Origin of the sequence: Paenibacillus sp. FSL R5-0475 (assembly GCF_038004585.1) — a bacterium.
Lineage (GTDB): Bacteria > Bacillota > Bacilli > Paenibacillales > Paenibacillaceae > Paenibacillus_AQ.
In genome coordinates this window covers 5,623,723-5,643,743 of record NZ_JBBORK010000001.1, presented here as the reverse complement: position 1 = coordinate 5,643,743, position 20,021 = coordinate 5,623,723, and the positions used below count along the sequence as shown (strand labels likewise).

Here is a 20,021-nt window from a genome sequence, read left to right as displayed (position 1 = left end):
CTCTCACACTCCTAATCGAGATCATCCATATCTTCAGATATGGTCGCAGTTAGCTTATTCGTGAACTGCAGGGCTGCATTAAAGCCCATTTGTTTCAGGCGATAGTTCATCGCTGCAACCTCTATAATAACTGCAAGGTTACGTCCTGGGCGTACGGGAATCGTTACAAGCGGAACATCAGTGTCAATAATCCGTGTCGTTTCCTCATCAAGTCCAAGTCGATCATACTGCTTGTCTTGCTGCCAAGCTTCCAATCTAACAACAAGTGTAATCCGTTTATGATTACGAATGGCACCCGCACCAAAAAGTGTCATTACATTAATGATACCTACTCCACGGATCTCCAGTAAATGACGGATTAACTCAGGGGCTGTACCATGCAGCTGGTTATCTGAAGTCTGACGGATCTCTACGGCATCATCAGCAATCAATCGATGACCGCGTTTTACAAGCTCAAGGGCTGTTTCACTTTTACCAATCCCACTACTACCCGTAATTAGCATACCTACACCATATACATCACAAAGTACGCCATGAATAGTCGCCGTAGGGGCTAATTTCCCTTCTAGGAAGCTCGTCAAACGGCTGGAGAAAATAGTCGTAGCCATCGAGCTGCGAAGCACAGGAAGAGCCTTTTCATTACTTATGTCAATTAACTCCTGAGGCACTTCCAAACCACGTGTAATTACAATACAAGGTGTGTTATCATTACAAATTCCACGAAGTCGACTTTTCCGCTCAGCTTCGGGCAGCATGGAGAAAAAAGCGAGTTCTGTTTTGCCTAGCAATTGAACACGTTCTTCTGGATAATATTCAAAATAACCAGCAATCTCTAGTCCAGGGCGATTCAGGTCATCGACCGTAATGGGTCTCTTTAGACCTTCCTGGCCGGAAATAACCTCTAATTGAAAATGCTGTACCAATTCAGATACTTTTACTTTCTTAGCCATGTAATTTCGTCCTTTCGTCACCTGCGGTATTTGTCCGCTTACTGCGTCCGGTTGGCAGCGATCTCTTTACATTCCGGAGGTAATTCTCCTGCTATCTTAATTGATAACGCTTATGAATGCAATCTTAGCGCCTAACCAAACAGGGGCCATCTAAACAATAAAGCCACCCTTTCGGGTGGCTTTATCAAGAGAGAAAAGATCTTTACAATCTTATCCCAACAAAATGTTAGCTTCGGATTCTTTATCAAAGAAGTGAATTTTGTTCATATCAATAGCCAATTTAGGCTTGCTGCCTTCGCGAGTAGTGGAACGTCCATCTACACGAGCGATTACAGTAGATTTACCAAGGCCGCTCAAGTAAAGGAGCATTTCGTGACCAAGGTTTTCAGTAACATCAACCAAAGAAGTGAAGATTGTGTTCGGGGAAGCTTCCAAGAATACTGGCTCTTCATGGATATCTTCTGGACGAACGCCCATGATTACTTCTTTACCGATGTAACCTTTGTTGCGGATGATTTGAGCTTTTCCGCCTGGTACTTCAACATCAAGGTTCTCAGCACGGAAACGGATAGAACCGCTCACTTCGGACAAAGTACCATTGATAAAGTTCATTGTAGGGGATCCGATAAATCCAGCTACGAACAAGTTTGTAGGTTCATTGTACAACTCTTCAGGGGAAGCTGCTTGTTGAATGATACCATCATACATAACTACGATGCGATCACCCATTGTCATAGCTTCTGTTTGGTCATGCGTTACGTAGATACAAGTAGTTTCAAGGCGCTTAACCAGTTTAGTGATTTCAGCACGCATTTGACCACGAAGTTTAGCATCCAAGTTGGAAAGAGGCTCATCCATCAAGAAGACTTGTGGATCACGTACGATAGCGCGTCCCAAAGCGACACGTTGGCGTTGACCACCGGAAAGCGCTTTTGGTTTACGATCTAGCAAATGCTCGATATCAAGAATTTTAGCAGCTTCGCGAACTTTCTTGTCGATTTCATCCTTCTTCACTTTACGAAGTTTCAAACCGAAAGCCATGTTTTGGTATACGCTCATATGCGGATACAGGGCGTAGGATTGGAATACCATCGCGATATCGCGGTCTTTAGGTGCAACGTCATTAACTACACGATCGCCAATGTACATTTTACCTTCGGAGATTTCTTCCAAACCAGCGATCATACGCAAAGTTGTGGATTTACCGCAACCGGAAGGTCCAACCAATACTAAAAATTCCTTATCTTTAATATCAAGATTGATATCGATTACTGTTGCTTTATCTGAACCCGGGTATTTTTTGAAAATATGCTCTAAACGTACGCCTGCCATTGTATTTCCCCCTCGAGTTAATTATTAATTAGTTAATATAAAAATTCTGTTTCCTTGTACATTTATATTACCCCAGTCGGGACACTATGGCTATTTGTAAGGTTCACAAAAAACCTATTTCCTTTTCGTCACTTTATACAAAAGCATAGTAAGCTTAACAATAGCAGCGTCCCCAAAGCTTCGTACATCTGCTCCGGTCTCTTGTTTTATCTTATCCAGACGGTAAAGCAGCGTATTTCGATGGATATACAACTTCTTGGCGGTTTCACTTACATTACAGTCCATCTCAAAAAAGGTCTCCAAAGTCAGCAGCATTTCTTTATCTGATAGTACAGAGGAGTAGTCACCAATTTGTCCAAGTAACTGTTTGCGGCGTACATCAGGAATGCTGTTAACCAGACGTTCCAAATGCAGTTCCCAAGGTAAATGAATATACTCTCCTACTTGAAAAATACGACCGAGTACAATCGTCTCCCTGAGCAAAGCTACAGATCCAGTCAATCCCTTAACAGGGACTATAGCCGGAGCTACTGCCAAATGGAATACTCCTACCCATTCACTAGCTATCAGCTCATGTAACCCCATACTAGTCTGTGCTAGAAGATCATCCACACTCTCTTCTTCATCATCCTTATCATCCCCGCCCGTAAGTAATTCTTTACGAGCTAAAATTAACCATTCCTTCTCTTGAAGGGGAATGAGCAGAATTTCGTTCTCAAAATAGCTACGCAGTAATTTCATCAGTGAACGATAAGAGATCTGTGGACTATGGGCAATCTCACTACTAAGGAGGAATGGAATCATATCTCCGAACAGACGTCCCTTTAGGGTGATCTCATCGGGAATTTCAGTGTCATTCTTCTCTTGCTCTAGCTCCGTGTTCAACCAAGCGCCAAGCTGCCGCGCCTCCACTTCACCTTCTTCTCTAAGCCCTGTAGCTTTAAGTGCAATAGCAAAATTTCGAACTGCATAGTTGACCAGTTGTACTTCCAGAGAAGTGAGCCCCTCCATTTCTACCCAGACAGCGGTTATACGTCCGTCACTCTCATACAAAGGTGCCCAGAGATGACCCTCATGGATTACCAGCTGATCCTGTCCTTCTAATCCCATGCTAAAAAGAGAAGCTGAATGCTGCCTCCCTAACTGCTTGATTCCGGTTCTCTTTCCGGTGAGCTGCTCTAATTTTTTCCGCAATGTCTCACTATCCATAGTCACCATGCTCCACCACTTTTGCTCTTTTCGCCTATTTTAGCATATTCTTTTATATTATGTTAATCGCTACAGTAGCGCGCTACTATAATACAACCATAAAACACAAAAAAAGCCACCACCATAAGGTGATGACTTTCTGTTTGGGATGAGCCATGAAGGACTCGAACCTTCGACACCCTGATTAAAAGTCAGGTGCTCTACCAACTGAGCTAATGGCTCATAAATGGTGGGGGATGATGGATTCGAACCACCGAACACGTACGTGAGCAGATTTACAGTCTGATGCGTTTGGCCACTTCGCTAATCCCCCAGGAAAAAGTGGCTCGAGACGGATTCGAACCGCCGACACGAGGATTTTCAGTCCTCTGCTCTACCGACTGAGCTATCGAGCCATATTAAATTGACATAAAAATAAAGTGGTAGCATTAAACTTCCCACCCTAGTCTTGTGGAAAAAAATGGCGGAACCGACGAGATTCGAACTCGCGATCTCCTGCGTGACAGGCAGGCATGTTAGGCCAACTACACCACGGTTCCGCATTGATAATAATGGTGCCGGCGAGAGGACTTGAACCCCCAACCTACTGATTACAAGTCAGTTGCTCTACCAGTTGAGCTACACCGGCACGGTGTAAAAAGTAATTCTAAAAAAGTAATAATGGTGGAGGCTGAGGGGATCGAACCCCCGACCCTCTGCTTGTAAGGCAGATGCTCTCCCAGCTGAGCTAAGCCTCCAGGTATTATGGTAGCGGCGAAGGGGATCGAACCCCCGACCTCACGGGTATGAACCGTACGCTCTAGCCAGCTGAGCTACACCGCCACAATAATTAGAAATGCTATGGATTGAAAATGGCGGAGAGAGTGGGATTCGAACCCACGCACCGCTTACGCAGTCTAACCCCTTAGCAGAGGGTCCCCTTATAGCCACTTGGGTATCTCTCCAAACGATATCAGTACCACAGCAATCCAAACAGGAATTTGACTCCCTGAAAACTGAATCCGAATTGAATTTGCGTTCTAAGTATAGGATAAGCCCTCGACCGATTAGTATTGGTCAGCTCCATGCATTACTGCACTTCCACCTCCAACCTATCTACCTCGTCGTCTTCAAGGGGTCTTACTAATTGGGAAATCTCATCTTGAGGGGGGCTTCACGCTTAGATGCTTTCAGCGCTTATCCCGTCCGTACGTAGCTACCCAGCCATGCTTCTGGCGAAACAACTGGTGCACCAGCGGTACGTCCATCCCGGTCCTCTCGTACTAAGGACAGCTCCTCTCAAATTTCCTGCGCCCACGACAGATAGGGACCGAACTGTCTCACGACGTTCTGAACCCAGCTCGCGTACCGCTTTAATGGGCGAACAGCCCAACCCTTGGGACCTACTTCAGCCCCAGGATGCGATGAGCCGACATCGAGGTGCCAAACCTCCCCGTCGATGTGGACTCTTGGGGGAGATAAGCCTGTTATCCCCAGGGTAGCTTTTATCCGTTGAGCGATGGCCCTTCCATGCGGTACCACCGGATCACTAAGTCCGACTTTCGTCCCTGCTCGACTTGTAGGTCTCGCAGTCAAGCTCCCTTATGCCTTTGCACTCTTCGAATGATTTCCAACCATTCTGAGGGAACCTTGGAACGCCTCCGTTACTCTTTAGGAGGCGACCGCCCCAGTCAAACTGCCCGCCTGACACGGTCCCCGTACCCGGTAAGGGTACTAGGTTAGAACCTAGATACGATCAGGGTGGTATCCCAACGGCGCCTCCACCGAAGCTTGCGCTCCGATTTCTACGGCTCCCACCTATCCTGTACAGATCGTACCCAAATTCAATATCAAGCTGCAGTAAAGCTCCATGGGGTCTTTCCGTCTTGTCGCGGGTAACCTGCATCTTCACAGGTATTAAAATTTCACCGGATCTCTCGTTGAGACAGCGCCCAAGTCGTTACGCCATTCGTGCGGGTCAGAATTTACCTGACAAGGAATTTCGCTACCTTAGGACCGTTATAGTTACGGCCGCCGTTTACTGGGGCTTCGGTTCATAGCTTCGGGTTACCCCTAACCACTCCCCTTAACCTTCCAGCACCGGGCAGGCGTCAGCCCGTATACTTCGCCTTGCGGCTTCGCACAGACCTGTGTTTTTGCTAAACAGTCGCTTGGGCCTTTTCACTGCGGCCCCCTCGTGCTATTCACACTACCGGGGCACCCCTTCTCCCGAAGTTACGGGGTCATTTTGCCGAGTTCCTTAACGAGAGTTCTTCCGCGCGCCTTAGAATTCTCTTCTCGCCTACCTGTGTCGGTTTGCGGTACGGGCACCTTCTCCTGGCTAGAGGCTTTTCTTGGCAGTGTGAGATCATGACCTTCGCTACTGTAATTTTCGCTCCCCATCACAGCCCAGCCTTAACGATGTGCGGATTTGCCTACACATCAGCCTCACTGCTTAGACGGACATATCCATCAGTCCGCGTCACTACCCTCCTGCGTCACCCCATCGCTCATAGCGGATTACGGTGGTACAGTAATTTCAAACTGTTGTCCTTCGACTACGCCTTTCGGCCTCGCCTTAGGTCCCGACTTACCCTGAGCGGACGAGCCTTCCTCAGGAAACCTTGGGCTTTCGGCGGATCAGATTCTCACTGATCTTTTCGTTACTCATACCGGCATTCTCACTTGTATGCTGTCCAGCGCTCCTTACGGTACACCTTCAACCCACATACAACGCTCCCCTACCCCAGATACATACGTATCTAGCCATAGCTTCGGTGGTGTGTTTAGCCCCGTTACATTTTCGGCGCAGAGTCACTCGACCAGTGAGCTATTACGCACTCTTTCAATGGTGGCTGCTTCTAAGCCAACATCCTGGTTGTCTGTGCAACTCCACATCCTTTCCCACTTAACACACACTTGGGGACCTTAGCTGATGGTCTGGGCTGTTTCCCTTTTGACAATGGATCTTAGCACTCACTGTCTGACTCCCGGCAATAAGTATATGGCATTCGGAGTTTGACTGAGCTTGGTAATCCTTGCGGACCCCGCACCCAATCAGTGCTCTACCTCCACTACTCTTATACCGAGGCTAGCCCTAAAGCTATTTCGGGGAGAACCAGCTATCTCCGAGTTCGATTGGAATTTCTCCGCTACCCCCACCTCATCCCCGCATTTTTCAACATGCGTGGGTTCGGGCCTCCAGTGCGTGTTACCGCACCTTCACCCTGGACAGGGGTAGATCACACGGTTTCGGGTCTACGTCCACATACTAAATCGCCCTATTCAGACTCGCTTTCGCTGCGGCTCCGTCTTCTCGACTTAACCTTGCATGTTAAACGTAACTCGCCGGTTCATTCTACAAAAGGCACGCCATCACCCATAGATAGGGCTCTGACTTTTTGTAAGCACACGGTTTCAGGTTCTATTTCACTCCCCTTCCGGGGTGCTTTTCACCTTTCCCTCACGGTACTGTTTCACTATCGGTCGCCAGGTAGTATTTAGCCTTAGCAGATGGTCCTGCTGGATTCATACGGGGTTTCACGTGCCCCGCACTACTCGGGATCCGTCTCGGAGAGAACACAGTTTAGGTTACAGGGCTTTTACCTCTATCGCGGGCCTTTCCAGACCTCTTCGCCTACCATATTCCTTTGTAACTCCATGTGAGACGTCCCACAACCCCTAAGAGCAAGCTCTCAGGTTTAGGCTGTTCCGCGTTCGCTCGCCGCTACTGACGGAATCACTATTGTTTTCTCTTCCTCAGGGTACTTAGATGTTTCAGTTCCCCTGGTCTGCCTCTACATCCCCTATGTGTTCAGAGATGAGTAACTGCGAATTACCACAGCTGGGTTTCCCCATTCGGACACCCCCGGATCAAAGCTTGCTTACAGCTCCCCGAGGCAGTTTCGTTGTTCGCCACGTCCTTCGTCGGCTCCTGGCGCCTAGGCATCCTCCGTGTGCTCTTATTAGCTTAACCTTGATTTTTCCTAAGAAAAATCTCACTAATAACATTTACTTGTTTACACAAGTTGCTAAAAGATGTTCTAAAACGCAAATTCGTTTCGGTATCCAGTTTTCAAGGATCAAGTTTAAAGAAGGTATTGAATTAAAATTATGGTGGAGCCAAGCGGGATCGAACCGCTGACCTCCTGCTTGCAAGGCAGGCGCTCTCCCAGCTGAGCTATGGCCCCATAAAAGGATATAATGTCATATGGTGGGCCTTGGTGGACTCGAACCACCGACCTCACCCTTATCAGAGGTGCGCTCTAACCAACTGAGCTAAAAGCCCATATAACATATATAATATTGTGAATCAACCAAAGAATGGTTGTCCGCTTGGCGGCGTCCTACTCTCCCAGGACCCTTCGGTCCAAGTACCATCGGCGCTGGAGGGCTTAACGGTCGTGTTCGGGATGGGTACGTGTGGAACCCCTCCGCTATCGCCACCAAACGCATACGAAAGAGACTTGCTCTTTCAAAACTGAACACGAGTGAGTGTTCGAACCCGAAGGTTCTATTGTGGAAGTTTAACTTCCGATTTGAATGTCTTCATTGCAGAAGACGATTCTCCATAGAAAGGAGGTGATCCAGCCGCACCTTCCGATACGGCTACCTTGTTACGACTTCACCCCAATCATCTACCCCACCTTCGGCGGCTGGCTCCCTTGCGGGTTACCCCACCGACTTCGGGTGTTGTAAACTCTCGTGGTGTGACGGGCGGTGTGTACAAGACCCGGGAACGTATTCACCGCGGCATGCTGATCCGCGATTACTAGCAATTCCGACTTCATGCAGGCGAGTTGCAGCCTGCAATCCGAACTGAGACCGGCTTTGATGGGATTGGCTTCACCTCGCGGTTTCGCTTCCCGTTGTACCGGCCATTGTAGTACGTGTGTAGCCCAGGTCATAAGGGGCATGATGATTTGACGTCATCCCCACCTTCCTCCGGTTTGTCACCGGCAGTCACTCTAGAGTGCCCAGCTTAACCTGCTGGCAACTAAAGTTAAGGGTTGCGCTCGTTGCGGGACTTAACCCAACATCTCACGACACGAGCTGACGACAACCATGCACCACCTGTCTCCTCTGTCCCGAAGGCCGCCACTATCTCTAGTGGATTCAGAGGGATGTCAAGACCTGGTAAGGTTCTTCGCGTTGCTTCGAATTAAACCACATACTCCACTGCTTGTGCGGGTCCCCGTCAATTCCTTTGAGTTTCAGTCTTGCGACCGTACTCCCCAGGCGGAGTGCTTACTGTGTTAACTTCGGCACCAAGGGTATCGAAACCCCTAACACCTAGCACTCATCGTTTACGGCGTGGACTACCAGGGTATCTAATCCTGTTTGCTCCCCACGCTTTCGCGCCTCAGCGTCAGTTACAGCCCAGAAAGTCGCCTTCGCCACTGGTGTTCCTCCACATATCTACGCATTTCACCGCTACACGTGGAATTCCACTTTCCTCTTCTGTACTCAAGTCACCCAGTTTCCAGTGCGACCTCAGGTTGAGCCCAAGGTTTAAACACCAGACTTAAATGACCGCCTGCGCGCGCTTTACGCCCAATAATTCCGGACAACGCTTGCCCCCTACGTATTACCGCGGCTGCTGGCACGTAGTTAGCCGGGGCTTTCTTCTCAGGTACCGTCACTCCGATAGCAGTTACTCTACCGGACGTTCTTCCCTGGCAACAGAGCTTTACGATCCGAAAACCTTCATCACTCACGCGGCGTTGCTCCGTCAGACTTTCGTCCATTGCGGAAGATTCCCTACTGCTGCCTCCCGTAGGAGTCTGGGCCGTGTCTCAGTCCCAGTGTGGCCGTTCACCCTCTCAGGTCGGCTACGCATCGTCGCCTTGGTGGGCCGTTACCCCACCAACTAGCTAATGCGCCGCAGGCCCATCCCTCAGTGACAGATTGCTCCGTCTTTCATTCTTTCTTCAGGAGAAAAAAGAAATTATCCGGTATTAGCTACCGTTTCCGGTAGTTATCCCAGTCTAAGGGGCAGGTTGCCTACGTGTTACTCACCCGTCCGCCGCTAAGTTATCTTGAAAGCAAGCTTTCAAAATAACTCCGCTCGACTTGCATGTATTAGGCACGCCGCCAGCGTTCGTCCTGAGCCAGGATCAAACTCTCCAATTAGTATTGAAAAGAGCGATATGCTCATTTTGAAACATCTGACGAGAAAATTAATTCTCTAATCTTGGATTTCACTTTCGTGATTTCCTACTCACTCGTTGTTCAGTTTTCAAAGATCAATGTCTCATCTTTCGTTGTCGTTGCTTGTCAGCAGCGACCTTTATAATATATCACAGCACCTTTGTTTTCGTCAAGCGTTTTTTTAATTTCTTTTTTTCGCTTACCGTTTCAGCAAGTTGTTAATCAACATCTTGTCCAAAGGGGCGAGACTTAATGTATCATATTTTTCAAACTCACGTCAAGCATTAAAACAAAATAATTCTTAATCCTATTAACATTACTACGCCTGGAAGGCCAAGAACCGTTACTGCGCCTATGGTTGCGGGATTCAAGGGAATATGAACTTGTGTGATTAAACCCGAGAAATTCACTACATATATCGCGAGCGCAGCCAGTACCAAATGAGCTCCGAACAGACTAAGCCATCCAAAGCCAAGTTTTTTCCGGAATACAATTACACTCAACAATACAACCGATATGACCAGTACTCCTATAGCTAACATTCTTAGCATGTTGATCCCTCCTATATTTCCATTTGGTTAGCGCCTACATCTGACTGCTATTTAATCCAATGCTCTTTGCATGTTTAAGATGTATCTGATACTTGCGCTCTGCTGCCTCTAAAATATAAATAGCATAATCAATTTGATCTTGACCCAACGCTTCATCAAACATTAGGTACGCTCTCTCCCACTCAGATTGCGCCTTACGAACCTCCAGCAACGTTTCCCAGCCCTCCGTATCTTTTCTACCCTGTTCTTCATCTACTCCCCGCCACAATGAGCTCCACCATCCCATTACTCATTCCTCCTCAGAATAATTTCGATGCAAAATTACATCTCGTTATTCTCATTCATATCGGGATAGGGACAAACTTAGAACAAAAAAAGGAGGCCCAGGGGGCCTCCTTTTGAAAAACACGACTTTAGAGCTACTAGAATAGCTCACGACGACCTTCCAACGCTTTGGACAAGGTAACCTCGTCAGCATATTCAAGATCGCCACCAACAGGCAAGCCATGGGCTATTCTGGTGATTTTAATCTCAAAAGGCCGAACTAAACGAGAAATATACATCGCCGTTGCCTCACCCTCAATGTTGGGGTTAGTCGCCATGATAAGCTCACTCACTCTTTCATCACTCAAACGAGTCAATAATTCCTTCAAGCGAATATCATCAGGGCCAATACCTTCCATAGGTGAAATCGCACCCTGAAGAACGTGATAATACCCATTAAACTCTTTGGTTCGTTCTATTGCCACCAAATCCTTGGAGTCTTGGATCACACAGATTACTGAAGGATCTCTAGTTTTGTCCTGACATATCTTACACGGGTCCGTATCCGTAATATTACAGCAGACGGAGCAATAATGAAGATTACGCTTGACACTTACTAGCGCTTTAGCAAAATCAATGACGTCATCCTCTTTCATGTTAAGCACATGAAAAGCTAACCGGGCGGCTGTCTTCGGCCCAATCCCGGGCAAGCGCGTAAAAGCATCGATCAGCTTGGCTAGCGGTTCGGGATAATACAAATTAATAATTCTCCTTTAGACGAAAGTGGAGTGAGTGAATTAGAACAAGCCTGGGATCTTCATTCCACCAGTAAATTTACCCATATCATTGTTCGCAAGGTCTTCAGCTTGAGTCAAAGCATCATTAACTGCAGTGATTACCAAATCCTGTAGCATTTCAACATCTTCCGGATCAACAGCTTCTGGCTTGATTTGGATAGAAAGCAACTTTTTGTGGCCATTAACTTGAACTGTAACTACTCCACCACCTGATGAGCCTTCAATCACCTTGCCACCTAGTTCTTCTTGAGCCTTAAGCATTTGCTCCTGCATTTTCTTAACTTGCTTCATCATTTGGTTCATATTATTCATACATCATCTCTCCTTTGGAATGCGCAATTTGCGCTAGTATGCTTACATTACTCTTTTATGACAACAAGGTCTTCTCCAAAAAGCTGGATAGCCTCATCAATCCAAGGTTCAGATTTCGCATCTGCAGTATCATGTTCATGCTCTAGCCGCAACTCTTCTTTGCTAGGCTGTCCCACTGACTTCTGAGCGGCTTCGTTCCAATCGCGCTGCATTATAGTTACCAGTCTATAAGGTTTACCAAGACGCGCTGCAAACACATTCTCAATGACCTGTCTGTTTGCTGGCTTCTCCGTTGTATCACGATGAATCGTGTTCTTAAACGCAACAAGCACAGCGTCGTCCATTACAGATACAGGTTCTCCGTCTACAAACCACGCATGAACCGTTACCTTCTCCTCTTTTACCCCTTGCAAGACAAGACTCCACTGTTTATAGATAGCTGCAAAATCAGGACTATCCTTACCAGCAATAAACTTATCAACATTTGGAGGCATTTTGGAGGTTGCAGAGATTCTAGGCGCAGAACTTGGAGTCGGATTCGATTTCGCAGAAGAGGCACCATCTCGCCCACCTCCGGAAATACCACCGGCCTGCAATGCCTGCTCCAGCTTTTTCTCCAGCGCAGTAATCTGTCTCTTGAGCAGATCCAGTTCACCAGAGTGGACTGCAGGAGCATTCGCCCCTGACCCAGCCTGCAATGCACCTAACGGAGCAGCTGATGCGGTCTCACTTTCCTCTTGCTGCAAGCTACAAAGCTTCATCAGTGCGACTTCAAACAAAGTCTGCGGATGAGTAGCATATTTCATTTCACCCAGGTACTTATTAAGTGTATCTACGATCTGAAACAGACGATCCCGGGAAAATGCGGTGGCCATATCTTTAAACTCGGCGGGATTAAGCACTCGCTCCGTCAGTTGATCGGCCCCAGGTACCATCTTAATCATCAATAAATCACGGAAATAATACATAAGATTCTCTAGACATTTATCAGCACTCTTACCTTCATGCATAAGCTGTTCAACAAGCTCCAGCAGAAGACCCATATCACCTTCCAATATGGCAGTGGCAAGACGTGCAAATTGCTCAGAGGGTATCCCTCCGGTCATCCCCAGCACTTGTTCGTACGTAACTTTGCCATCTGTAAAAGATGAAATCTGATCCAGCAAACTCACTGCATCGCGCATACCCCCATCAGAAAGGCGGGCAATATACTGCAATGCGTTAACATCGGCTGTAATCCCTTCCTTCTCACAGATAGCACTTAGATGTGCTGTCTGCTCTTCCAAAGCTACTCTGCGGAAGTCAAAACGCTGACAACGAGAAATGATCGTCGCTGGCAATTTATGAGGTTCCGTAGTCGCAAGGATGAACATTGCATGTGACGGCGGTTCTTCCAATGTCTTTAATAGCGCATTAAATGCTTCTGTTGTCAGCATATGCACTTCATCAATAATATACACTTTACGGCGCACCTCGGTAGGTGCATATTTCACCTTGTCCCGGAGGTCACGAATCTCTTCTACGCCCCGGTTGGATGCCGCGTCTATTTCCTGCACATCCATCACATTACCTGCAGTGATTCGCAAGCAGGAAGGACACTCGTTGCAAGGCTCCGGACCTGGCCCACGTTCACAATTGACCGCTTTCGCTAAGACTTTAGCAGCACTTGTCTTACCAGTTCCCCGCGGACCACTGAACAGATAGGCATGCGAAACCCGCTGTTCACGAATTGCGTTCTGCAGCGTTTGGATAATGTGCTGTTGTCCAACCATGTCTTGAAACGACTGCGGCCGCCAAGCACGGTACAGCGCGATATGTTCCACTATGCATTACCCTCTCTTAGGCTGCCTCTTTCCCGGCATTTGTCGCAAATTTATTATACTATATTCATCGGCTATTGACCAAAAACAAAAAGCATCTTTGCTTGTGGCAAAGATGCTGTTATAAACAGAATTATAAACCGTGCACCTGTTATTGATGACTACGATCCAAGCGGCAACCCTACATGACTGCTCGGGCTAGGCCACCCTCCGGCACAAGAGTAAACTTACTTATGGCTGCTTCCTTCCGGACCTGACCAGGTTCATAAGCACTCATTGCGGAGGACCCAACCGTCAACACAGCCCGTAGGAACCAAGGCCTCACATCGATAGCACCTCTAACAGGAATTCAACCTCGCTACAGCGGATTGCGAGTTACAGGGCACCGCTACCTCCCCGTCTAGCACGGCGAAGATAAGTATAGCTCACGCTCGGACAAAAATCAACTCCAAGACATAAAATGAGCCCCCAGCGAGAAAGCTGGGAGCTCGATCTAACCATTAAGCCGCTAAGCGGCTATTCCAATTAGATACCGTATTTCTTCTTGAATTTATCAACGCGACCGCCGGCATCCAGGAACTTCTGCTTGCCAGTGAAGAAAGGATGGCAGCTGGAGCAAATTTCAACACGAAGCTCTTGTTTAACAGAGCCAGCTTCGAAAGAGTTGCCACATGCGCAGGTTACCTTAGTTAAGTTATACTTTGGTTGAATTGCTGCTTGCATTTTGAATTTCACCTCTCATGCCCTAAGCCTCATGCGGACCCAGAGTTATATGATTACACTGTGGTATTTTAGCACGAAAAATTCAATTGATCAATATGTTTCATTGGTAATTCATTGGTACATTTAATCTATTAAATGTTGAGTTGCCGTTGCTTTACCCGAGCCATATTTGCTGGTGGTACATGTGTGTAAGAACCAATAACAACATCCGGCAATTCGTCCCGGAAAATTTCCAGCATCGTCTTCATGCCGAGAATTTCACCTTTAGCAGGAGGAATTAACTCCAGATAACTCTCTGGATCAATGTTCAGATTACGCATCTGAATAAACTTCAGATCCGTACGTCTTACAAACTCCACCATCGCCTCAATCTCTTCTTCGCGATCAGTTACTCCAGGGAAAATCAGATAGTTGATCGATGTGTAAACACCTTGCGAGGCAGCATATTTCAAAGACTTCTCTACATTAGCCAATGTGTAGCCACGTGGTTTGTAATAAGCATTGTAATGATCATCTAGAGCACTAATCGTGCTGACACGCATCAAATCCAGCCCAGCATCGACGATTCCACGAATATGATCGCTTAAGCCAGCATTGGTGTTGATATTAATGTAGCCCATGTCAGTAATCGAGCGCACTTCACGGATTGCTTCTATAATAAGTTTTGCCTGCGTAGAAGGCTCACCTTCACAGCCTTGTCCAAAACTGATAATCGATTCAGGCGTCTTCAAGTGCTCCAACATAACTTGTGAAATTTCATTGACCGTTGGCCGGAAATTCATACGAGTCTGCGGAGACACAAAACCACTATCATCAGGTTGCTCAGAAATACAGCCAAAACATCCAGCATTACATGAATAAGAGACAGGTACACCGCCCTCCCAACGCCCTAAGAAGGTGTTGGAGGAAGTCAGGCATTCATAACCAAGCGCACAGTTAGAAAGATGCTCATAGAGACGGTTATCAGGATATTTGGCAGTCAACTCGCCAACGCTTACCTCAAGATCCTGTTTATCACAGTTCAGTGGGTTCCACTTCTCCGGATTATCGGTTGGATCCGCCGCAACATAGAACCCGCCATCCTTCCACACTACAGCCGAATACCCAAACAGAGGAAGCTTGTAAGACTTATCTGTCTTTACATACCCAGGAAGACACAAGCGAGTATAGCCCTGAGGCAGCAGCGCGCCTACAGCCTGTGAGCCATCCGGCAACGCCATCATTTCACCTGTCTCAGGATCCATACCCACAGCCCGCGTACTAGGCAAGCCCACAAGAGTGGCGCCTTCAGGCAGCGGAATCAACTCTTCCTCCAACATTTCAACGATCATATCCCCACTACGGGCTAACCCGTACAGTTCTGGATGATCATATACGTTTCCTTGCCCGTCGGCATATACCAAATACATGTTAGTCTCCTCTTATTATCAATTCTCAAGTTGTAGGTACTGAAGAAGTCTTTGCCCGTGTTGTGCGACGAGCAGCCGTACCACTGTTGGAAGTTCCTCCGCTACTTGCAGTTCCATTTGGCGATTGTTTAGCTCCCGCAACGTCAAATGATGCTAAGAATTCAGCATTAGTCTTTGTATCACGCAGCTTTTTGATGAATCCCTCCACAAAATCGTAGGATTCATTCATATTTTTGCGAATCGCCCAGATCGTATCAAGCTCTTCTTTGCTCAAGAGCACTTCTTCACGACGTGTACCTGAACGACGAATATCAATAGCAGGGAATATACGGCGTTCCGCCAATTTTCGGTCCAAATGAAGCTCCATATTACCAGTACCCTTAAACTCTTCATAAATAATATCATCCATACGTGATCCGGTATCAATTAAAGCAGTTGCTAAAATAGTCAGTGAACCGCCCTCTTCTACATTCCGTGCAGAGCCAAAAAACCGTTTCGGCCGATGAAAGGCTGCTGGGTCAATCCCCCCACTAAGCGTGCGTCCAGATGGTGGAACCACAAGATTATACGCACGTGCAAGACGGGTAATGCTGTCTAAAAGAATAACTACATCCTTCTTGTGCTCAACTAAACGAAGAGCTCTTTGCAACACAAGTTCGGCCACTTTAATATGATTCTCTGGAAGCTCATCAAACGTCGATGCAACCACTTCGCCTTTTACTGAACGCTGCATATCAGTTACTTCTTCGGGACGCTCATCTATTAGCAATACAAAGAGTTCAATCTCAGGATTATTAGTGGAAATACTATTGGCAATTTCTTTCAAGAGGAGCGTTTTTCCTGCTTTAGGAGGTGCTACAATCAAACCCCGCTGCCCCAAACCTACAGGAGCGAGCAAATCCATTATTCGGGTAGACAAATGAGTAGGGGATGTTTCAAGCGGTAGCTTGTCTTGCGGATAAAGTGGTGTTAATGCTGGAAAATGTAGTCGCTCCGCTGCGCTAGCAGGGTTCTCGCCATTAACGGCATTGACTTGAAGCAGGCCAAAATATCGTTCATTTTCTTTCGGCGTCCGGCATTTCCCAGATACAAGATCTCCGCTTCTGAGATCAAACTTCCGAATTTGTGAGGCTGAGATATAAATATCTTCAGCGCTAGGCAAATAGTTAATCGGCCTTAGAAATCCATAACCCTCGGGTAGAATTTCCAGTACGCCTTCCATAAACATAAGACCGCTTTGCTCTGCCTGTGCCCGAAGGATCGCAAAGATCAGTTCCCGTTTCTTCAGCTGTCCGTAATAAGGGATCTGGTATTTCTTGGCCAGCTTATACAACTCGGTCAGCTTCATTTCTTCCAAATCGGAAATTTGAAGATCCATGTAATAACCACCTATTCAATTTTTAAATGAGTTCGCCCTAGTCTATCTACTAGGCAAAATGATGAGTCTATTAAAATGCCCATTAGGATATTAATACCCAATTTGGAAGGATATATGCGGTAAATAAGCAAATAAACCTCCTCCCAAACGGGATATCCTAATTTTATTCATTCTCACGCCAAACATGAGCACCAAGTTGTCGAAGGTTGCTCACTAAATTATCATAACCACGGTCAATATATTCTACGCCGGTCACCTCGGTGATCCCATCCCCTACTGTCAATCCAGCAATGACAAGAGCAGCGCCTGCCCGTAAATCAGTCGCTTTCACCTTTGCAGCGTTAAGCTTACCACCCTCAATAATTGCAGAACGGCCTTCAACGCGTATTTTCGCGCCCATCCGTACCAATTCTGGCACATGTTTAAAACGGTTGCTGTAGACGAAATCGCTAAGCACACTAACGCCTTCCGCCTGTGTCAACATACTTGTCATAGGAGATTGTAAATCTGTAGGAAAGCCAGGATAGGTCAACGCTTTGACATCTGCGTGCTCATATTTAGCTCTACCTATAACGCGAATACTTTCGTCAAGCTCTTCAATATCAACGCCCATCTCTAAAAGCTTGGCCGTTAAAGCTTCCAAGTGCTTAGGAATAACGTTATCTATCAACACATTACCACGCGTAGCCGCAGCGGCAATCATATAAGTTCCTGCTTGAATCCGATCGGGAATAATGGAGTGACGGCAACCGTGCATCTCCGATACCCCTTCGATTCTGATGGTTTCTGTACCGGCGCCTTTAATAACAGCGCCCATAGAGTTCAATAGGGTTGCTACATCTATAATCTCAGGCTCTTTAGCCGCATTTTCAATAATTGTGGAGCCTTTGGCACGTGAAGCCGCCAGCATGATGTTAATAGTGGCACCTACGCTTGATACGTCTAAATAAATCTTCGCACCGCGTAGCTCTTTAGCATATAAGTGGATAGAACCATGTTCGTTGGTAACTGTTGCTCCCAGTGCCTCGAATCCTTTGATATGCTGATCGATTGGACGAGGTTCGAAGTTACAACCACCGGGTAGACCTATTGTCGCTTCTTTGAATCTTCCAAGTAGAGCTCCCATCATATAATACGAAGCTCGAAGTTTCTTAACCGGACCATTAGGCATAGGTATAGATACAATACGCGAAGGATCAATTTTCATCTGGTTGCCTGACCAAGATACACTTGCGCCAAGCTCTTGCAAGATTTCGGAGTAAACGGCTACATCACTAAGGGACGGTAAATTATCAAGAACAACTTCAGATTCGGCCAAAATCGCCGCAGGAATAAGTGCAATAGCACTATTCTTTGCTCCACTGATGGTTACAACGCCCTCTAGCGGACGTCCACCGCCAATCATTAATTTTTCCATAGATTTATCAATTTCCCCCTACGTGTATTGCAGCTGTGTGGGCAATACGTGCTGTGGACTTTTAGTGATGAAAATGGAAAGACACCGGCTAAGCGGTGTGCTTTCCTCATCAAACTATTCAACTGGGCAGAGCTACACCCTGCCCTTTACAAATTGCTTGTCCACCTGTGGCGGAAGCTAACAATGATTAGGCTTTGTTGTTGGATCCAAATTCGCGGATTTTACCGATAACGGTTTCTTTGATCGCATCGCGACCTGGTGCGATGAATGTACGTGGATCGTAAGCATCAGGTTTAGCAGCTAGAACTTCGCGAACAACTTTTGCGAACACGATTTGGTTCTCAGTGTTTACGTTGATTTTGGAAGTACCCAAGGAGATAGCTTTCTTGATGTCATGTTCAGGAATACCTGTACCACCATGAAGAACCATTGGGATGTTAGTAGCGTCGCGGATTTCTTCCATTTCTTTAAATCCGAGGTTAGGCTCGCCATGGTAAGGTCCATGAACGGAACCTAGTGCAGGAGCCAAAGTGTCGATACCTGTTTCTTTAACAATACGTACGCACTCATCAAGCTTAGCATACATGATGCCGCCGATAACGTCGTCTTCTTGTCCACCAACAGTACCTACTTCTGCTTCTACAGAAACACCTTTAGCGTGAGCATATTCAACGACTTTTTTAGTCATATCAATGTTCTCATCGATTGGGTGGTGGGAACCGTCGATCATTACGGATGTAAATCCAGCATCAATTGCTGCTTTACATTTATCAAAGCTAGATCCATGGTCAAGGTGGATCGCTACAGGAACTGTGATATTCATATCGATAATTAGACCTTCTACCATTTTAACAACAGTAGTGAAGCCGCCCATGTGACGTGCTGCGCCTTCGGATACACCAAGGATTACTGGTGATTTCTCTTGTTCAGCGGCACCAAGAATAGCTTGTGTCCACTCCAAGTTGTTAATGTTGTACTGACCTACTGCGTATTTTCCTTCAAGTGCTTTGTTCAACATGTCTGTCATAGATACTAATGGCATGGTTTCATCCTCCTAAGAATGTTGGTTGGCTATGTTTTTAAACCGACATCACATACAGGCTTATTATAACACATCCTGAGTCAAATACTAAATAGGATAAACAAAAAAATGTCCCGGTGGGACGATTTTTATCCAGCCCGTATAGCATTTGCACTCAAACTGTTTATAATCACCATAACCAAATAGAATCGATACAGAAAATATCACTTTAACTGCATTGATCTACAGACTTATTATGAAGATGCATATTGACCGCTACCCGCATTTCATCGATGTCAAATGGCTTTGTGAAATGCATCAATGCGCCTAGCTTGGTTGCTTCCTTAATCATATCCAGCTCCCCATAAGCGGTCATCATTATGACCTTAATGGATGGATTTAGTTCCTTCAGATGCTTCAGAATCTCGAGTCCATCCATTCCCGGTATTTTCATATCGAGCAAAACCAAGTCAGGAGACTCACTGCGAACAATGTCTAAGGCCAATTTTCCGTTAGCTGCTTGAAATGTCGTATATCCTTCGCTATTGAACACTTCCATAAGAAGAATCCGAATCCCATTCTGATCATCGACAATTAACACTTTCTTTTTTTCCATATAATACCCTCCCAGAGATTAAGCCAGATTGACTATACCGCGCTCTCCACAGCTAACGGCCCCTTCAGAAACTAACCCATACGAAACCTATTA

General features: G+C 46.5%; 14 protein-coding genes, 10 tRNA genes, 3 rRNA genes and 1 other RNA gene. All 28 read right to left on the bottom strand.

The window, feature by feature from the left end:
* Positions 1–11 precede the first annotated feature (11 nt).
* The 28 genes from hprK to MKX41_RS25225 all read right to left on the bottom strand — a co-directional run bounded on the left by hprK (position 12) and on the right by MKX41_RS25225 (position 19,928).
* The gene (gene hprK, locus MKX41_RS25360; RefSeq protein ID WP_042183988.1) at positions 12–950 is read right to left on the bottom strand and encodes an HPr(Ser) kinase/phosphatase; all 939 of its coding nucleotides are present in this window, start codon (positions 948–950) and stop codon (positions 12–14) included.
* A 210-nt stretch (positions 951–1,160) separates the two neighbouring features.
* Positions 1,161–2,282, bottom strand: coding sequence for an ABC transporter ATP-binding protein (locus MKX41_RS25355; protein ID WP_042123255.1), 1,122 nt, complete (start codon positions 2,280–2,282; stop codon positions 1,161–1,163).
* A 114-nt stretch (positions 2,283–2,396) separates the two neighbouring features.
* Positions 2,397–3,500, bottom strand: coding sequence for a PucR family transcriptional regulator (locus MKX41_RS25350; protein WP_339302258.1), 1,104 nt, complete (start codon positions 3,498–3,500; stop codon positions 2,397–2,399).
* A 140-nt stretch (positions 3,501–3,640) separates the two neighbouring features.
* Positions 3,641–3,713, bottom strand: a tRNA-Lys gene (locus tag MKX41_RS25345).
* A gap of 5 nt (positions 3,714–3,718) precedes the next feature.
* A tRNA-Tyr gene (locus tag MKX41_RS25340) sits at positions 3,719–3,804 on the bottom strand.
* 9 nt (positions 3,805–3,813) lie between these two features.
* Positions 3,814–3,886: transfer RNA gene (locus tag MKX41_RS25335), tRNA-Phe, on the bottom strand.
* A gap of 66 nt (positions 3,887–3,952) precedes the next feature.
* Positions 3,953–4,030 (bottom strand) — tRNA-Asp (locus MKX41_RS25330).
* 13 nt (positions 4,031–4,043) lie between these two features.
* Positions 4,044–4,119: transfer RNA gene (locus MKX41_RS25325), tRNA-Thr, on the bottom strand.
* A 33-nt stretch (positions 4,120–4,152) separates the two neighbouring features.
* A tRNA-Val gene (locus MKX41_RS25320) sits at positions 4,153–4,228 on the bottom strand.
* Positions 4,229–4,236: 8 nt separating this feature from the next.
* Positions 4,237–4,313, bottom strand: a tRNA-Met gene (locus MKX41_RS25315).
* Between the two features lie 30 nt (positions 4,314–4,343).
* A tRNA-Ser gene (locus MKX41_RS25310) sits at positions 4,344–4,435 on the bottom strand.
* A gap of 82 nt (positions 4,436–4,517) precedes the next feature.
* Positions 4,518–7,446: ribosomal RNA gene (locus tag MKX41_RS25305) — 23S ribosomal RNA — on the bottom strand.
* A gap of 138 nt (positions 7,447–7,584) precedes the next feature.
* A tRNA-Ala gene (locus MKX41_RS25300) sits at positions 7,585–7,660 on the bottom strand.
* Positions 7,661–7,681: 21 nt separating this feature from the next.
* A tRNA-Ile gene (locus tag MKX41_RS25295) sits at positions 7,682–7,758 on the bottom strand.
* A 45-nt stretch (positions 7,759–7,803) separates the two neighbouring features.
* Positions 7,804–7,920, bottom strand: a 5S ribosomal RNA gene (rrf, locus tag MKX41_RS25290).
* A 124-nt stretch (positions 7,921–8,044) separates the two neighbouring features.
* Positions 8,045–9,602, bottom strand: a 16S ribosomal RNA gene (locus MKX41_RS25285).
* Together the 16S, 23S and 5S rRNA genes with 10 tRNA genes alongside form the textbook arrangement of a ribosomal RNA operon.
* A 302-nt stretch (positions 9,603–9,904) precedes the next feature.
* Positions 9,905–10,162, bottom strand: coding sequence for a pro-sigmaK processing inhibitor BofA family protein (locus tag MKX41_RS25280; RefSeq protein ID WP_371915754.1), 258 nt, complete (start codon positions 10,160–10,162; stop codon positions 9,905–9,907).
* A 43-nt stretch (positions 10,163–10,205) separates the two neighbouring features.
* Positions 10,206–10,457 carry a DUF2508 family protein gene (locus tag MKX41_RS25275; protein WP_339268124.1) on the bottom strand — a complete coding sequence of 84 codons (252 nt, stop codon included), beginning with the start codon at positions 10,455–10,457 and terminating at the stop codon, positions 10,206–10,208.
* Positions 10,458–10,593: 136 nt separating this feature from the next.
* Positions 10,594–11,193 carry a recombination mediator RecR gene (gene recR / locus MKX41_RS25270; RefSeq protein ID WP_042123249.1) on the bottom strand — a complete coding sequence of 200 codons (600 nt, stop codon included), beginning with the start codon at positions 11,191–11,193 and terminating at the stop codon, positions 10,594–10,596.
* A gap of 39 nt (positions 11,194–11,232) precedes the next feature.
* Positions 11,233–11,544, bottom strand: coding sequence for a YbaB/EbfC family nucleoid-associated protein (locus tag MKX41_RS25265; protein WP_042183982.1), 312 nt, complete (start codon positions 11,542–11,544; stop codon positions 11,233–11,235).
* A 47-nt stretch (positions 11,545–11,591) separates the two neighbouring features.
* Positions 11,592–13,367 carry a DNA polymerase III subunit gamma/tau gene (gene dnaX / locus MKX41_RS25260; RefSeq protein ID WP_076301044.1) on the bottom strand — a complete coding sequence of 592 codons (1,776 nt, stop codon included), beginning with the start codon at positions 13,365–13,367 and terminating at the stop codon, positions 11,592–11,594.
* A 137-nt stretch (positions 13,368–13,504) separates the two neighbouring features.
* An RNA gene (gene ffs, locus MKX41_RS25255) (signal recognition particle sRNA large type) lies at positions 13,505–13,773 on the bottom strand.
* A gap of 116 nt (positions 13,774–13,889) precedes the next feature.
* On the bottom strand, positions 13,890–14,087 hold the full coding sequence (rpmE, locus tag MKX41_RS25250; protein WP_042123239.1) for a 50S ribosomal protein L31: 198 nt from the start codon (positions 14,085–14,087) through the stop codon (positions 13,890–13,892).
* A 131-nt stretch (positions 14,088–14,218) separates the two neighbouring features.
* Complete coding sequence (locus MKX41_RS25245) at positions 14,219–15,496, bottom strand: radical SAM protein (RefSeq protein WP_340973635.1); 1,278 nt, start codon at positions 15,494–15,496, stop codon at positions 14,219–14,221.
* Between the two features lie 25 nt (positions 15,497–15,521).
* On the bottom strand, positions 15,522–16,874 hold the full coding sequence (gene rho / locus MKX41_RS25240; protein ID WP_042123234.1) for a transcription termination factor Rho: 1,353 nt from the start codon (positions 16,872–16,874) through the stop codon (positions 15,522–15,524).
* A gap of 163 nt (positions 16,875–17,037) precedes the next feature.
* On the bottom strand, positions 17,038–18,291 hold the full coding sequence (locus MKX41_RS25235) for a UDP-N-acetylglucosamine 1-carboxyvinyltransferase (RefSeq protein WP_060623903.1): 1,254 nt from the start codon (positions 18,289–18,291) through the stop codon (positions 17,038–17,040).
* A gap of 187 nt (positions 18,292–18,478) precedes the next feature.
* A complete protein-coding gene (gene fba, locus MKX41_RS25230; RefSeq protein WP_036679934.1) occupies positions 18,479–19,333 on the bottom strand; it encodes a class II fructose-1,6-bisphosphate aldolase in 855 nt (284 codons plus the stop codon).
* A 208-nt stretch (positions 19,334–19,541) separates the two neighbouring features.
* The gene (locus MKX41_RS25225; protein WP_042123230.1) at positions 19,542–19,928 is read right to left on the bottom strand and encodes a response regulator; all 387 of its coding nucleotides are present in this window, start codon (positions 19,926–19,928) and stop codon (positions 19,542–19,544) included.
* Between the last annotated feature and the right edge of the window lie 93 nt (positions 19,929–20,021).

Coding starts and splice junctions, on each gene's coding strand:
- hprK (WP_042183988.1), bottom strand. CDS start 950: ATGGCTAAGAAAGTAAAAGTATCTGAATTGGTACAGCATTTTCAATTA.
- MKX41_RS25355 (WP_042123255.1), bottom strand. CDS start 2,282: ATGGCAGGCGTACGTTTAGAGCATATTTTCAAAAAATACCCGGGTTCA.
- MKX41_RS25350 (WP_339302258.1), bottom strand. CDS start 3,500: ATGGTGACTATGGATAGTGAGACATTGCGGAAAAAATTAGAGCAGCTC.
- MKX41_RS25280 (WP_371915754.1), bottom strand. CDS start 10,162: ATGTTAGCTATAGGAGTACTGGTCATATCGGTTGTATTGTTGAGTGTA.
- MKX41_RS25275 (WP_339268124.1), bottom strand. CDS start 10,457: ATGGGATGGTGGAGCTCATTGTGGCGGGGAGTAGATGAAGAACAGGGT.
- MKX41_RS25265 (WP_042183982.1), bottom strand. CDS start 11,544: ATGAATAATATGAACCAAATGATGAAGCAAGTTAAGAAAATGCAGGAG.
- rpmE (WP_042123239.1), bottom strand. CDS start 14,087: ATGCAAGCAGCAATTCAACCAAAGTATAACTTAACTAAGGTAACCTGC.
- MKX41_RS25245 (WP_340973635.1), bottom strand. CDS start 15,496: ATGTATTTGGTATATGCCGACGGGCAAGGAAACGTATATGATCATCCA.
- rho (WP_042123234.1), bottom strand. CDS start 16,874: ATGGATCTTCAAATTTCCGATTTGGAAGAAATGAAGCTGACCGAGTTG.
- MKX41_RS25235 (WP_060623903.1), bottom strand. CDS start 18,291: ATGGAAAAATTAATGATTGGCGGTGGACGTCCGCTAGAGGGCGTTGTA.
- fba (WP_036679934.1), bottom strand. CDS start 19,333: ATGCCATTAGTATCTATGACAGACATGTTGAACAAAGCACTTGAAGGA.
- MKX41_RS25225 (WP_042123230.1), bottom strand. CDS start 19,928: ATGGAAAAAAAGAAAGTGTTAATTGTCGATGATCAGAATGGGATTCGG.